The organism is Pseudomonas sp. M1 (genome assembly GCF_022760135.1).
Lineage (GTDB): Bacteria > Pseudomonadota > Gammaproteobacteria > Pseudomonadales > Pseudomonadaceae > Pseudomonas > Pseudomonas citronellolis.
Genome location: NZ_CP094343.1, coordinates 2,110,669 through 2,125,040 on the forward strand (window position 1 = coordinate 2,110,669; position 14,372 = coordinate 2,125,040).

Here is a 14,372-nt window from a genome sequence, read left to right on the forward strand (position 1 = left end):
CCATGTTAGAAGACTACGTTCTGCACCTGCTCTACGGTTACTACCCCTACCTGGCCGGCACCGTGTTCCTGCTCGGCAGCCTGCTGCGCTACGACTACGGCCAGTACACCTGGAAGACCGGCTCCAGCCAGCTGCTCTCCAGCCGCCACATGCGCCTGGCCAGCAACCTGTTCCACATCGGCATCCTGGCGATCTTCTTCGGCCACCTGGTCGGCCTGCTGACACCGCACTGGGTCTACGAGCCGTTCCTCTCCGCCGGCCACAAGCAGCTCATGGCCATCCTCTTCGGCGGCGCGGCCGGGGTGCTCTGCGTGATCGGCGGCGGCATGCTGCTCTGGCGCCGGCTGTTCAACCCCAGGGTGCGCGCCTCGTCCAGCTTCATGGACAACCTGATCATCGCCCTGCTGCTGTTGCAGGCGTGCCTGGGGCTGATCACCATCTTCTTCTCGCTGCACCACCTGGACGGCGAAATGATGCTGGCCCTGGCCGGCTGGGCGCAGTCCATCGTGTTCTTCCGCGGCGACGCGGCCAGCTTCCTGATCGGTACGCCGCTGATCTTCAAGATCCACATCTTCATCGGCCTGACCATCATCCTGCTGTTCCCCTTCACCCGCCTGGTGCACGTCTGGAGCATCCCCCTGGGCTACTTCGGGCGTAACTACCAGATCGTCCGCCGGCGCGGCTGAGGAGCGAAGCCATGGCCCAAATGATCGCCGTCGAGAACCTGCCGGCCGAACCCGTCGCGGTGATCCGCGTCGGCAACGCCCGGCTCAGCGAAGCCGACATCGCCCGGGAAACCCCCTTCCACCCGGCCGCCTCCCTGGCCGAGGCGCAACTGCAGGCGGCCCGCGCCCTGGTGGTGCGCGAACTGCTCGGGCAAAGGGCCGCCAGCCTCGGCCTGCTGCCCGCGGGCAAACTGGCGGAGGAGGGCGCCGACCAGGCCGTGGCGGCGCTGCTGGAGCGCGAACTGCAAGTCCCCGAGCCCGACGAGGACGCCTGCCGGCGCTACTTCGAAGCCCACCGCGAACGCTTCGCCGAGCCGGCCAGGATCAAGGTCCGCCACATCCTCCTGCCCGCCGCCCCGGACGACGCCAGCGCCCGCGACGCCCACTACCACCTGGGCGAAAAACTATTGCGCGAACTGCACCGCGACCCGCAACGCTTCACCGAACTTGCCCAACGCCACTCGGCCTGCCCGTCGAAAGAAGAAGGCGGCGACCTGGGCTGGCTGCGCGCCGGGCAAACCGTCGCCGAACTCGACCAGGCCCTGCACCGCCTGCCGATAGGCCTGCACGACCGCCCCCTGGCCTCGCGCTACGGCTGGCACCTGGTCAGCATCGACCAACGCCAGGAAAGCCGCCCGCTGCCCTACGCCCAGGTCAGCACCCGCGTCCGCCACAGCCTGCGCGAAGAATCCACCCGCCAGGCCCTGCGCCAATACCTGCTGGCACTGGAGAAGGAAATCGGGGTGCAAGGCATCACCCTGGACGACAGTCCCGAGCATGGGGCTCGGTCGTGACGTAGGGCGCCACTCGTATCATCCACCTGTAGGAGCGCGCCCTGCGCGCGATTCGCGGGCAGGGCCCGCTCCTACAGTCTGCAATGAGGCACGAAGCTTCCCCGTAGGAGCGGACTCCGTCCGCGATTGGCTTCCCCGGTCACGCCGGATGCCCCGGTGGCACGAACAGCCCCCTCTCCCGCTTGCGGGAGAGGGCTGGGGAGAGGGTGCTCTTAACCCCGACCGCCGGCGTTATCCGCCGAATCGCGGACGGAGTCCGCTCCTACGATCGTGCTTCCCTGCGCCCTACGGTGCTGGGCCTCATCCTTAACGCCAAACTCCGCTTTTGGTCGACAGGAAAATTGTGCCGCGTTATCGGTTCCGATAACTTTGCTTGCCCGGCTTTATCGGCGGGCAGCTATCGACCTGGCCAGGAGCCGCCTGCGCGATTGACCGAGGGAAAGAAAACGATCGAGGTCCAAGCGTTCAACAGCGTCTTCGACGCCATTGCAGACACCACCGCCGAGGTGGAAAAGCTGCGCCTGCGCGCGACCTTCCTGCAGGCGATCCAGAAGGAGGCGGCCAGTTGGGATGGCACCGACCGCAGCCGCGCCAAACGTCTGGGTATCACTGCGCCGCGCTATACCCTGCTCAAGCGCGGCCAACTGGGTGAGTTCAGCCTGGATGCCCTGGTTGTGCTCGCCGTTCACGCCGGATTGTCCATCGGCCTGACCATAGAACATCAGGTGGCGTGATCGTCCCCGGTGGGCAGGTTGCGTAGGGCGAATAACCGTTCGCGGTTATCCGCCGCTACACCTTCCTTGCCGGCAACGCCGTGGTTGAGCCTGGCGCGGTTTCGAGGGCGGCTCCGTGCTCGGCGGCGAGCGGGATTGGGCCGAGGTCAAACGGCGGATAACGCGGAGCGTTATTCGCCCTACGAACTGTGCACGTGCATCCCCTGGCGCCGAACCCTGTAGGAGCGAGCTTGCTCGCGAACAACCTCAGGCACGTGGCCTGTTCGCGAGCAAGCTCGCTCCTACGAAAAGACGCCGCCCCGTAGCATGGGTATCGCTGTGCTCAACGCCATCCTACGAACAGGTCCGGTGTTTATCGGGGGGAGGTATCTACCTGCGGCCATTGCCTAAGGAAGCACTATAAAAGATGCCTTGAAACCGGGCTTCTCCAGAGGTTGGCGCGCTAGTCTTTTATTCCAATCAACTGCGCAATACTGTTGGGAAGGTCGATTTCACTTCCTGTCCATTCTTCCAGTGTCTTTATCTGATGAAAGGAAAGATCATATCCATAAATCTCATCTTCAGGTGTTTTCCAATTCATCAGCTGTGCCAGGTCTTTCTTACGGTTTGGCGGTAGCTCGATACTTTTTAATAGTTCGTCTGTATTGGTGTGGAATATGTCGATAAGGTATTTCATTGATATAGTGGAGTCGGCATGCGTCAGTTTTCAGCTTCAGTCATGTCCTTTGTCTATCAGGACATAATCCAGGCCTGTAGCGCTCTTGCCTCCCTTGAGGGGAGCTTCGGTCTTGCTCGTTTCTTAATTAAAGAGCGGTGGCATATCACCTGAGTAAACCAGTCCATGAGTTTTTACCTCAAGCAGTCGTGACTCAGATAAAACTTTTTTCCGTAAGCTTGAAGCCGATTGCACACACGGCTTTTTCCTTTGTATAGCGGAATCCCACTCGGCGCTGCTTGCTCTGGTCAAGATAGTAACCGTCCCAGCCGCCAAATATTTTCCCTCCGCTACCAGGTATCACTCTCTCAGAAAGTGATTGATGTGGTTCACCCAGTACTGATCGAGCTTTTGCCTGGTCGGTTATTTGCGAGAAGGGCTCTGGTAGCGTGCCCGTATAAATAGATATTCCTTCGTCTGTGGGCAGCAAGGAGATAATTATCTGTTGCAATTTCAGTTCTTCGGTGTCAAACCACATTTCAACACCGATAGCTGGGCTCATGATGAGGTCCTCGTTATCGCTGCCTTTGAGTAGTGGTTGTAGTGGCAGCTTGGGTATTTCACCTTTTGTGGTTAGCTCGGTATAGGTATGACCCAGGGCTCTTGTAAGCGTTTCGATTGTTTTGGTGTGCATTAAGTAGGCTGTTGGTAGGATGATTGATTATAGAAATTTTTCATTAGGTTGACTGGCTATGCTCAGGATCAAGTAGCGCGAATGCCAGTGTTTTGACCTCCATTTGGGATGTATAACTAAGGCGTATACAGGCGCTGGGGTGTAAGTTTTTTGCAAGATGGTAGGTATCCCAACCACCACGCATACCCAAACCTCCTGGAAGTTTTCCAGGTCCTTTGGATTTTATGGGGATTCCAAGTTGGCTATTAACTTCTTTTCGATTCATTTTTAATACAAAGGGTGCTGGCAGCTCTCCAGTATAGAAAGGATCGCCTTGCTGAGAGGGAATCAGAGTGAACAAGATTTTTTCGAGCTGCTTTGTATCTGCGCGAAACTCCATTTCTACTCCTGGAACTGGCTCCATATCCAACCAATCCCGCCCTTCATACAGCTCTCGAAGGGGGAGGATGGGAATAACGCCTTCAGCGACTAGCTGCTCGTAAGTGCAGCCCAGATTCCTGACCCATCGGTTGATCGTAGCTGCGTCCATCAGTACCACCCTTGCTCTTGGTTGAGTTCATGCAAAGTAGTGCGAGCAGCCTCAAGGTCCGTATTAGAGAAGCCTTCTTTCAATAGCAAGGGTTTGATCATATCGAAGTTGCTATCTACTGCTGCTCGTAAATTGGCTGCGTCAAGGATCTGTTTATCTATGGTATTTCGTGCACCGTACGTTTCGCTGTGTTGCTGGTGTACCCACGCTGGAATGGCGATGCTGGCTGCATTTCTCAGAGCTCTTTTGATGTCTACTGTTTCGATATCGGGAGAGTCGTCTTTCAAGCGTCTCTCCAAGGCCTTTTTTGACGGAATATGATCCAGATGTGTTCCGTTACGAGGGCGTTTATCGAAGCTGCCGTAGAATCCAACCTCCAGCAGCCTCACTGTTGGCTTGGCAAACACCAGGTACAGCGGCGGAACCCCCGAATCCGCCGGGAAAACGATAATGGTGTCCTGCCAGGTAATGTCTTCAAGGCCCTGGCCGGGGTAGGTGGTGATCTGTGAGTCGCGGCCCTCCGGAATCGGGTGGACCAGCAGGTTGTTGAGGTTGACCGGGATTCCTGGTGTGGCGGTCGGTGCGGTGGCCAGCGGGCCGTCGTTCGGTGTCCAGGTAATGCTGATGCCGCCCAGGTCGGCGACCATGGCGGATTTGCCGGCATCCCAGCGCGCGTGGGTGATGGGGACGCTGTCCTTGCCGCCTCCAGGGCGAGTGTGGAGGCCGTAGACATGCACCGCGCCATTGCTGTCGCGGCGGAACTGGAAGCGTACCCGGGAGGCCGCGCGGTCCTGTGCGGCCAATTGCTCGGGGGTATAGAGCGTTCCGTCGCCCAGGTCCCGCGGCCAGAGTGCCAGTAGCACCGTTCCTGCCAGGCCGGCGGCGGTCACTGCGCTGCCAATGGTGGCTGCTCCACTGGCTCCTGTCGCACTCACCCCGGCGGCGGAGCCGCCACTGATGGCCCAACTGCCCAGGCCCTGGGCCAGCGTCCCTCCCGCTCGGCCGAGCAGGGTTGCGCCGGAGTCCAGGGTTTGCGTTGTGACGAGGACTGTCGTGCTGCCGAAATTGCTCGCCGGCTCTGGCTGCACGCCGGCATCGGTAGAGCCGAGCGGAACGCTTACGCAGGACTTGGCGAAGACGCAGGTCTCGCTGGTGCGGCGGCTCTGGTCGAGTTTTGCCGGAGCGATGGAACTGGCGGGAGAGGCGGTGGGTGCGGGAGATGCCATCTGTTGAGGGGGCGTGCCTATCTGCATCAGCCCCAGCGGAGCGATGATGCGGTTGCTGCCCGGTGGGCAGCCGCAGAGCACGCGGCAACCATCGACCGCCGTCGCCCTGCCATGCCAGCTCAGGCGCGGGTCACCTTCGATGACGGTGCCGATTTTTCCGCAGCGGGGGCAGGGTGTGGTGCTATCCCCGGACCGGATGACGCCCAGGCCATAGACGGTCGCTTCCGGGCAACTGGTGATGCAGGTTGCGCCGGTGGTCGTCTTGTCGCCGTGTATGGCCTGGCCCTTTCCGTGAACCTCCGGGCGATAGCTCATGCCTCCCGTTCCGCCAGGAAGTCGGCGGGCAGAGGGACGCCCTGGCGACGGACCAGCAATAGGCTCTTCTGCCGTGTGGAAATGATTTCATCGCCGTTGCTCAGACGGCTACCGACCAATGCGACTTCTCTGTATTCCTTGCCCGAACCGGTCAGAATTTCCGCGTGGCTACCGTCTGGGTAGACAACTTTGTCGCCGACCCTGGCGACGCCCAGTGGCTGCTCTTCTCCGACATCGATTGTCCATTCCTTGTGAGATGCCTGAACTATGCCTCCCTGGCGGGTCAGACTGCCTTCGGTCGCTGCACGGTAAATACCGATAACGGGGTGCTGCTGCTCCCATGCCTGGCGTTGGCGAACCCATTCCGCGGTTTGCGCGTCGAAGGTGGCCAGGTCGGCTTCCGAAAAGTATGGGGCATTTATCTTCTGGAGCAGTTCGGCGGAGGCTTCGTTGGTGTACTGCGTCGTGATTTCGGTCGCTTGGGGCATGGATGCGCTCTCCAGTGGTGAGTGAAGGCGCATGCATTTTCTTTAGGCCCTGATAGATAGGGTTTTCTGCGCCGGCCCCGAAGCTATCAAGGGCGGGCTCTTGCCGTACTGGGCTCAGAACGAGTTCGGAAAAGTCCGATAGCGAACTTGGTGGAAGCCTGAAAAAAAGCGTGGTGCGGTTGGCTGTAGGGCGAATAACCGTTCGCGGTTATCCGCTGCTACAGCTTTGTTGCCGCCAAACCCGAAGCGGCCATCAAGCGGCGCTTCGTGCTCGATTCCTGAGGGCGTGTGGCGCGGTCAAACGGCGGATAACGCAGAGCGTTATTCGCCCTACAAAGGAGCCGATGCTATCCAGGGTTGCGGATGATGGCTTTGACGAAACGTGAAGGGATCTGGACTTGGCGAGCGATGCCGTCCTTGCCTACGCGCAAGGTGAACATGTCGCCTAATGACCAGATGACAGTTGGGCTTTGCAGCACACAAGGAACTGCTGAAGACATGAAGTCCGGGAGATTCTTTTCGCAGAACTCCGGCTCCATGACGAGGCTTGCCGCTTCGTAGCTTCCCAGACCGAGTCCTTTGACCACACGTTCGGGCATCGAGGTCAGCGCTCCACTGTAGTAGGCAATGGCCAGAGCCAGCGGAACGGAAAAGCAAAGGGAGTGAGTAGGGCCACCTACAGCTCCCATGGTGAAAAAGCTGATGGTAAAGCTGAGTGCCAAGGGAACTAGAAAAATCCCTATTGTCGCCATTTCTCCCGAAAGCATGCCTCCAAATGCCATACGTGAATACGTAAGGGAATCTAGTACCACCCATTTAACAATCATTAGCGCAAGGAACACCGAGCTCCCGTATTGAAGAAAGCTCCATTGGGCAAGCTTGAAATGCCATTGAAGGAAAAGGCCAAAGCTAAATGCGATAACCGCTGAAACGAGGGCATGCGAGATTGGTATCGCGCCGGCGAACGTCACCAGCAGTAGCGAGGTGGCTAGCGAGCTGAGCAGGTAAGGGGCGGTAAAACATAGCAGCACCAGCATGAGGGCGTTTCTTTCCTGCTCCTGCTCACTGGCGCCGATTCTTCGCAGTTTTCCTTTCAGTGTCTTCTTATTCAGGAACAGATGGGCAGTCACCAGTCCGGGAAGGGCAATGCCCGCTACCACTGGAGCAAACAGGAAGAATCCAATGAGGGCCGCCGAGAGCAGCAGGGAGGAAAATTGGAACAGATCGAAACTGGGGAAGAAGTGATTGGAGGAGAAGTAGCTTAGGAAAATCCCAAAACCCACTAAGGGGGGAACCCATGTGCATAACTGGAAGAAGTAGCGCTTCAAAAACTGCTCAACCCAGCCAGCTACTTGGTCTATCGTATCGACTTCCGGTGCCGCTTCCGCTTCTGCGCCCATGCTTAGCCATTCATTGCTTGCGAGTGCTGCCATGGTAAATGGCCATCATTCGGTCTGTCACCTACACAAATCTATCCCATCGCGCCCCTGAGCGAGCTTGCTCGCGAACAACCTCAGGCACTTGGCCCGTTCGCGAGCAAGCTCGCTCCTACGAAAAGACGCCGCTCCGTAGGATGGGTGGAGCGAAGCGATACCCATGCTGCCGCGCCATCGATGGGTATCGCTGCGCTCAACGCCATCCTACGAACAGGTCCGGTGTTCAGCGGGTGGGGGTGGCGTTCGCCTGTGGCCATTGCCGGTAGGGCACCCAGAGCATGCCTTGCCAGTGCAGCACCGTCAGGGCCTGGGTGGGGCCGTGGAGGGTTTCGCGGCGGGGTTGGCGGGTGTCGTGGCGGTAGCTGTCGCGCAGGGCCGGGACCACTTCCTGGGTGATCCATTGGCGGATGCAGCGGTTTTCCGGGTGGAAGTAGTGGATCAGCGTGGCGTACACGGCGGATTCGCTGAGCAGCAGTTCGTCCTCGTAGTCGCCATTGCCACCGCGTAGCCAAGCGCGGCGGTGCTGGTCGTCGTCCAGGTTGCGCTGCACGCGCTCTTCCAGCATCGGCACGCCCATCAGCCGGCCGAGGTCGCGGGTGCTGAACCAGCATTGGTCTTCCAGCAGCAGGGCGCGCAGCTGGCGCTTGTGGCGGGTGAACAGGGTGGGGATCAGCACCTCTTCAGACATGGCGCACCTCCGGGGTGGAGGGGGAAGAGGGCAGGTACGGCGGAGCGCCTTCGGGCTGAAGGCTGGGGGTGATAGGCATATCCATTACCTCAATGGGTACACCGCTGCTTTCGGGAGCAGTATTGCCGCTACGTGAAGCGTTTCTTAGGCGCTGCTGCTTAATTTATTAAGTTATAGCTTGGATATCAATGGTTATGGCTTGATCCCGGTTTTATATCTAGGGCATTTTGAAAAAATGCCCTGCGCAAGCATGTGTAGGGCATAGTGGTTGTTTCGGAGGACTATTCGGAAAATAGATCAATCTGCCCGCCTTTTCTTCGCTCTGCCTGGACGCGTTCTTCAGATTCTTTTATGAGTTCTTCCCATGGCCAGAATAGTGTTACATATTTGCGATAGAATAATAATTGCCGGTCTACGTTAAGTACTTTTTCTTCAGACTCATCGTAGGTGACTACCAATCCACGACCATTTTCATCGACCTGAAGCCCATCAATTTTTGTCAGAATGGATTTTAAGTTGGGCTTTTGAATTCGGGGTTGTCTTGCATGAGATCTATTAAATATTTCGGTTAGAGTTATCCCAAGTAGATGCTTTCTGTCCTCGGCTTCCATGATGGCTGCCATTGCGTGGGCATATATGCCAGTCGCTTCGCTACGCTTTCTAATTCCGTTAGCGACTCGCTCTGCAAACTTTTGGTAGACGCCATTTAATTGGTCGGCTACTGCCATGGCTGAGGATTCGTAGAAAGACAGGTTGGAAACGACTAGTTCGGTTTCCTGTTCCTCCTCTATCCCTGCCTCATCTAGCAGACGCAAAATTAGTTTTTGCAGAAGCCCAGAGTTTCCGAAGCAGTCAACAATGGCTTTATTTTGGATGTCCCGTGATATATGGATGTTTAAGGCTCGTCCACCTTTTTCGAAGATTGACCTCAAATCATCAGGTGTCCATTCAATGGAAAGCTCTTCTAATCTTCCGCTCAAGTCGGGATTGCAGTGTACCAGCAAGTTTGCCTGTCCCCAGACACCAACTAGTATTACGAAACAGCCATAGTCCCATAGCGTCTTTAGTTCGTGCGCGAGTATGTGCCTCTGATCTGAGGAAAGGTAGTGTAGGTCCTCAATTACAAGGCGTCTTTTAGATTCTGTAATTGAGTTGGCAACAAACTTTAGGTCATTGATGTTGTTCCCGAAAGATTGTTCTGTGATTTCTCGCTGAGAGCTGATATTAGCGCCAGCTTTGGCGGTGGCTTTTGCTATAGAAAGTCCCGCTTCGCCAGAGACTTCACCAGAGGCAGAAAGAGTTATTTGTTTCTTTTCAGATGTCTTGGATGTTGTGCCAATCTCTGCTAGCGCTTGGGTGTAAATATCCGTAGATGTGAAGCCCAAGCGACATTGCACGGTGATGGAGTTTTTAATAACTCGTTGTCGAAGCCAAGATTTTCCAGATTTCGATGGGCCACGTATAGCAATATGCGTTCTTCTGTCCAGTAGACGCTTCAATTCACTATCTAGAGAACCCCGATCTATATAGGAGTCATCTAGGATTTCATTGGATATGCCGAAAACATTGTGTGTTTTTTTCTTGATCATAAAAAATCCTATAAAAAACCCCGCACAAGGCGGGGCTTTTGTCTTTCTATCGCTGCCCCAAAAATCCGTCTCGGGAATATAGCGCTTTCTAATGGTCTTGACTTGCTGCTTTGCTACTACTTCCGTCAGTCCCAGCTCAGCGCGCCGCCGGTCTGGTACTCGATCACGCGGGTCTCGAAGAAGTTCTTTTCCTTCTTCAGGTCCATGATTTCGCTCATCCACGGGAAGGGGTTGCTGGTGCCCGGGTATTCTTCCTTCAGGCCGATCTGGGTCAGGCGGCGGTTGGCGATGAACTTTAGGTAGTCCTCCATCATCGCTGCGTTCATACCCAGGACGCCGCGCGGCATGGTGTCGCGGGCGTATTCGATTTCCAGCTGGGTGCCCTGCAGGATCATCTGCGTGGCTTCGTCCTTCATTTGGGCATCCCACAGGTGCGGGTTTTCGATCTTGATCTGGTTGATCACGTCGATGCCGAAGTTCAGGTGCATGGATTCGTCGCGCAGGATGTACTGGAACTGCTCGGCGGTGCCGGTCATCTTGTTGCGGCGGCCCATGGATAGGATCTGGGTGAAGCCGCAGTAGAAGAAGATGCCTTCCAGCACGCAGTAGTAGGCGATCAGGTTGCGCAGGAACTGGCGGTCGGTTTCCGGGGTGCCGGTCTGGAACTGCGGGTCGGAGATCGAGCGGGTGTACTTCAGGCCCCAGGACGCCTTTTTCGCGACGCTCGGGATCTCGTGGTACATGTTGAAGATTTCGCCCTCGTCCATGCCCAGCGACTCGATGCAGTACTGGTAGGCGTGGGTGTGGATGGCTTCCTCGAAGGCCTGGCGCAGGATGTACTGGCGGCATTCGGGGTTGGTGATCAGGCGGTACACGGCCAGCACCAGGTTGTTCGCCACCAGGGAGTCGGCGGTGGAGAAGAAGCCGAGGTTGCGCATGACGATGCGGCGCTCGTCTTCGGACAGGCCGTCCTTGCTCTTCCACAGGGCAATGTCGGCGTTCATGTTCACTTCCTGCGGCATCCAGTGGTTGGCGCAACCATCCAGATACTTCTGCCAGGCCCAGTCGTACTTGAAGGGTACGAGCTGGTTGAGGTCGGCGCGGGCGTTGATCATCTGCTTGTCGCCGACCTGTACGCGGGCGGCGGAGCCTTCCAGATCGTCCAGGCCTTCCTGGATGTCCAGGGCGTCCAGGGCCTTCTTGGCGCGGGCGACCGCGTCGGAGTCGCTGGCGGAGACGGCGCGGGCTTCTTCCACGGAGCCGGCGGCTTCGTCGTCCAGTTTGTCGGCGGCCTGGGCGGCGGCTTTGGCCACGGCCGGGGCGGCCTTGGCTTCGGTGGGGTCTTCTTTGTCGAATTCGTCCCAGCTCAGCATTGGTTCCTCTCCTGGTCTGGTTGCGTGATGGGGGGCACGCTAAAGCTTGCTTGGCTTCCCTTCTCCGGGTTCCCGCGTTCGCGGGAATGACGAGGGGAAGCTGTTATGTCTGAGGGAGGCGGGGACAAGAGCCCCTCTCCCTAACCCTCTCCCTGAAGGGAGAGGGGATATCCGTGCTGCGTGGAAACGCGGCCCTCGGGCGAGGGCCGCTGCTTCCTTACTGGCAGGCTTCGCAGTCGGGGTTGTCGATGCTGCAGGCCTTGGGTACCGGCGCCGGGGCCGGGGCGGCTTGCAGGCCTTCGTCGATCACCGAGCTCACGGCGTTCAGCTTGCCGGTGTTGATGGTGGACTTCTCGGTGCTGGTGGCGGCCAGGGCACGGAGGTAGTAGGTGGTCTTCAGGCCACGGTACCAGGCCATGCGGTAGGTCACGTCCAGCTTCTTGCCCGAGGCGCCGGCGATGTAGAGGTTCAGCGACTGGGCCTGGTCGATCCACTTCTGGCGGCGGCTGGCGGCGTCGACGATCCACTTGGTCTCCACTTCGAAGGCGGTGGCGTACAGGTCTTTCAGGTCCTGCGGGATGCGCTCGATCTGCTGCACGGAGCCGTCGTAGTACTTCAGGTCGTTGACCATGACCGGGTCCCACAGGCCGCGGGCCTTGAGGTCGCGCACCAGGTAGGGGTTGATCACGGTGAACTCGCCGGAGAGGTTCGACTTCACGTAGAGGTTCTGGTAGGTCGGCTCGATGGACTGCGACACGCCGGTGATGTTGGCGATGGTCGCGGTCGGCGCGATGGCCATGATGTTCGAGTTGCGGATGCCTTTGCGCACGCGCTCGCGCACCGGGGCCCAGTCCAGGCTCTCGCTCTGGTCGACTTCGATGTACTTGGCGCCGCGGGCTTCGATCAGCAGCTTCTGCGAGTCGATCGGCAGGATGCCTTGCGACCACAGCGAGCCGTCGAAGGTCTCGTAGGCGCCGCGCTCTTCGGCCAGGTCGCAGGAGGCCTGGATGGCGAAGTAGCTGATGGCTTCCATGGACTTGTCGGCGAAGTCGATGGCGGCGTCGGAGCCGTAGGCGATGTGCTGCAGGTACAGGGCGTCCTGGAAGCCCATGATGCCCAGGCCCACCGGGCGGTGCTTGAGGTTGGAGTTCTCCGCCTGGGGCACCGAGTAGTAGTTGATGTCGATGACGTTGTCGAGCATGCGGACCGCGGTCTTGACGGTGCGGCCGAGCTTCTCGACGTCGAGCTTGCCGTCGACGATGTGGTTGACCAGGTTCACCGAGCCCAGGTTGCAGACGGCGATCTCGTCCTTGTTGGTGTTCAGGGTGATCTCGGTGCACAGGTTCGAGCTGTGCACCACGCCCACGTGCTGCTGCGGGCTGCGCAGGTTGCACGGGTCCTTGAAGGTCAGCCACGGGTGGCCGGTCTCGAACAGCATGGAGAGCATCTTGCGCCACAGGTCCTTGGCCTGGACGACCTTGTGCAGCTTCAGCTTGCCGTACTGGGTGAGGGCTTCGTAGTACTCGTAGCGCTCTTCGAAGGCCTTGCCGTAGAGGTCGTGCAGGTCGGGGACGTCGGACGGGGAGAACAGCGTCCAGGTGCCGTCTTCGAACACGCGCTTCATGAACAGGTCGGGAATCCAGTTCGCGGTGTTCATGTCGTGGGTGCGGCGGCGGTCGTCACCGGTGTTCTTGCGCAGCTCCAGGAATTCTTCGATGTCCAGGTGCCAGGTTTCCAGGTAGGCGCACACGGCGCCCTTGCGCTTGCCGCCCTGGTTCACGGCCACGGCGGTGTCGTTGACCACTTTCAGGAACGGGACCACGCCCTGGGACTTGCCGTTGGTGCCCTTGATGTAGGAGCCCAGCGCGCGCACCGGGGTCCAGTCGTTGCCCAGGCCGCCGGCGAATTTCGACAGCATGGCGTTGTCGTGGATGGCGCTGTAGATGCCCGACAGGTCGTCCGGCACGGTGGTCAGGTAGCAGCTGGACAGCTGCGGGCGCAGGGTGCCGGCGTTGAACAGGGTGGGGGTGGACGACATGTAGTCGAAGGACGACAGCAGGTTGTAGAACTCGATGGCGCGTTCTTCCTTCTGCGGCTCTTCGATGGCCAGGCCCATGGCCACGCGCATGAAGAACACCTGCGGCAGTTCGAAGCGGATGCCGTCCTTGTGGATGAAGTAGCGGTCGTAGAGGGTCTGCAGGCCCAGGTAGGTGAACTGCTGGTCGCGCTCGTGGTTCAGCGCGGCGCCCAGCTTGGCCAGGTCGAAGGTCTTCAGCTTGGGATCGACCAGCTCGAATTCCACGCCCTTCTCGATGTACGCCGGCAGGGCGCGGGCGTAGAGCTCGGCCATTTCGTGGTGGGTGGCGCTCTCGACCACGCCGAGGAAGCCCAGGGCTTCGGCGCGCAGGGTGTCCATCAGCAGGCGGGCGGTGACGTAGGAGTAGTTCGGCTCGCGTTCCACCAGGGTGCGGGCGGTCATCACCAGGGCGGTGTTGACGTCCTTCTCGGCCACGCCGTCGTAGAGGTTCTTCAGGGTTTCGCGTTCGATCAGCCCGCCGTCGACTTCGGCCAGGCCTTCGCAGGCCTCGCGGATGATGGTCTGCAGGCGGCCCATGTCCAGCGGCTGGGTGCTGCCGTCGGCCTTGGTGATGCGGATGCTCGGGTGCGGCTGGGCGACTTCGCCGGCGGCGCTGGCGGTCTTGCGCTCGTTGGCGCGGGCTTCGCGGTAGATCACGTAGTCGCGGGCGACTTTCTGCTCGCCGGCGCGCATCAGGGCCAGTTCGACCTGGTCCTGGATTTCTTCGATGTGGATGGTGCCACCGGAGGGCATGCGGCGCTTGAAGGTCGCGGTGACCTGCTCGGTCAGGCGCGCGACGGTTTCATGGATGCGCGACGAGGCGGCAGCGGTGCCGCCTTCCACGGCGAGGAACGCCTTGGTGATGGCTACGGTGATCTTGTCATCGGTGTAGGGAACTACGGTGCCGTTGCGCTTGATCACGCGCAGCTGGCCGGGCGCGGTGGCGGCCAGATCCTGGGCGGATTCGGCTGCCTGCGGCGCTGCGGCCTGCGGGTTCTCGCGAGTGGTGTCGATCTGCATGGGTGGTTGTCTCCACATTCTCTTAGTGG

Annotated in this window: 13 protein-coding genes; 3 read left to right on the forward strand and 10 right to left on the reverse strand. The window is 59.1% G+C overall.

All coding sequences use genetic code 11. From position 1 onward, the window contains the following. The first annotated feature begins 2 nt into the window (after nucleotides 1-2). From narI to PM1_RS09655, 3 genes are all read left to right on the forward strand, one after another. Nucleotides 3-686, forward strand: coding sequence for a respiratory nitrate reductase subunit gamma (gene narI / locus PM1_RS09645; protein ID WP_043270724.1), 684 nt, complete (start codon nucleotides 3-5; stop codon nucleotides 684-686). An 11-nt stretch (nucleotides 687-697) separates the two neighbouring features. Further along, entirely contained in the window at nucleotides 698-1,519 is an 822-nt protein-coding gene (locus tag PM1_RS09650; protein WP_009621757.1) for a peptidylprolyl isomerase, read from the forward strand. A 290-nt stretch (nucleotides 1,520-1,809) separates the two neighbouring features. Next, nucleotides 1,810-2,253: a helix-turn-helix domain-containing protein gene (locus PM1_RS09655; RefSeq protein ID WP_242935545.1), complete on the forward strand. Its 444-nt coding sequence runs from the start codon at nucleotides 1,810-1,812 to the stop codon at nucleotides 2,251-2,253. A gap of 442 nt (nucleotides 2,254-2,695) precedes the next feature. Here the strand turns inward: PM1_RS09655 and PM1_RS09660 are convergent, their stop codons facing one another. The 10 genes from PM1_RS09660 to PM1_RS09705 all read right to left on the reverse strand — a co-directional run bounded on the left by PM1_RS09660 (nucleotide 2,696) and on the right by PM1_RS09705 (nucleotide 14,343). Beyond that, nucleotides 2,696-2,929 carry a DUF7683 domain-containing protein gene (locus PM1_RS09660; RefSeq protein WP_152604472.1) on the reverse strand — a complete coding sequence of 78 codons (234 nt, stop codon included), beginning with the start codon at nucleotides 2,927-2,929 and terminating at the stop codon, nucleotides 2,696-2,698. Between the two features lie 193 nt (nucleotides 2,930-3,122). Continuing rightward, nucleotides 3,123-3,602, reverse strand: coding sequence for a DUF6392 family protein (locus tag PM1_RS09665; protein ID WP_220805254.1), 480 nt, complete (start codon nucleotides 3,600-3,602; stop codon nucleotides 3,123-3,125). 43 nt (nucleotides 3,603-3,645) lie between these two features. Further along, on the reverse strand, nucleotides 3,646-4,131 hold the full coding sequence (locus tag PM1_RS09670) for a DUF6392 family protein (RefSeq protein WP_084229665.1): 486 nt from the start codon (nucleotides 4,129-4,131) through the stop codon (nucleotides 3,646-3,648). Continuing rightward, entirely contained in the window at nucleotides 4,131-5,672 is a 1,542-nt protein-coding gene (locus PM1_RS09675; RefSeq protein WP_009621759.1) for an S-type pyocin domain-containing protein, read from the reverse strand. Before PM1_RS09675 ends, PM1_RS09670 begins: the two co-directional genes overlap by 1 nt. Then, nucleotides 5,669-6,160: a PAAR domain-containing protein gene (locus PM1_RS09680; protein WP_009621760.1), complete on the reverse strand. Its 492-nt coding sequence runs from the start codon at nucleotides 6,158-6,160 to the stop codon at nucleotides 5,669-5,671. Before PM1_RS09680 ends, PM1_RS09675 begins: the two co-directional genes overlap by 4 nt. Nucleotides 6,161-6,507: 347 nt before the next feature. Next, on the reverse strand, nucleotides 6,508-7,593 hold the full coding sequence (locus PM1_RS09685; protein WP_009621761.1) for a hypothetical protein: 1,086 nt from the start codon (nucleotides 7,591-7,593) through the stop codon (nucleotides 6,508-6,510). Between the two features lie 226 nt (nucleotides 7,594-7,819). Continuing rightward, a complete protein-coding gene (locus PM1_RS09690) occupies nucleotides 7,820-8,284 on the reverse strand; it encodes a BRO-N domain-containing protein (RefSeq protein ID WP_009621762.1) in 465 nt (154 codons plus the stop codon). A 281-nt stretch (nucleotides 8,285-8,565) separates the two neighbouring features. Then, nucleotides 8,566-10,095 (reverse strand): hypothetical protein, encoded by a 1,530-nt coding sequence (locus tag PM1_RS09695; protein ID WP_242935546.1) that lies wholly within the window; start codon nucleotides 10,093-10,095, stop codon nucleotides 8,566-8,568. Then, nucleotides 9,999-11,246: a ribonucleotide-diphosphate reductase subunit beta gene (locus tag PM1_RS09700; RefSeq protein ID WP_009621763.1), complete on the reverse strand. Its 1,248-nt coding sequence runs from the start codon at nucleotides 11,244-11,246 to the stop codon at nucleotides 9,999-10,001. The genes PM1_RS09695 and PM1_RS09700 overlap by 97 nt, the downstream gene beginning before the upstream one ends. Before the next feature lie 217 nt (nucleotides 11,247-11,463). Further along, the gene (locus PM1_RS09705) at nucleotides 11,464-14,343 is read right to left on the reverse strand and encodes a ribonucleoside-diphosphate reductase subunit alpha (RefSeq protein ID WP_009621764.1); all 2,880 of its coding nucleotides are present in this window, start codon (nucleotides 14,341-14,343) and stop codon (nucleotides 11,464-11,466) included. Nucleotides 14,344-14,372 lie beyond the last annotated feature (29 nt).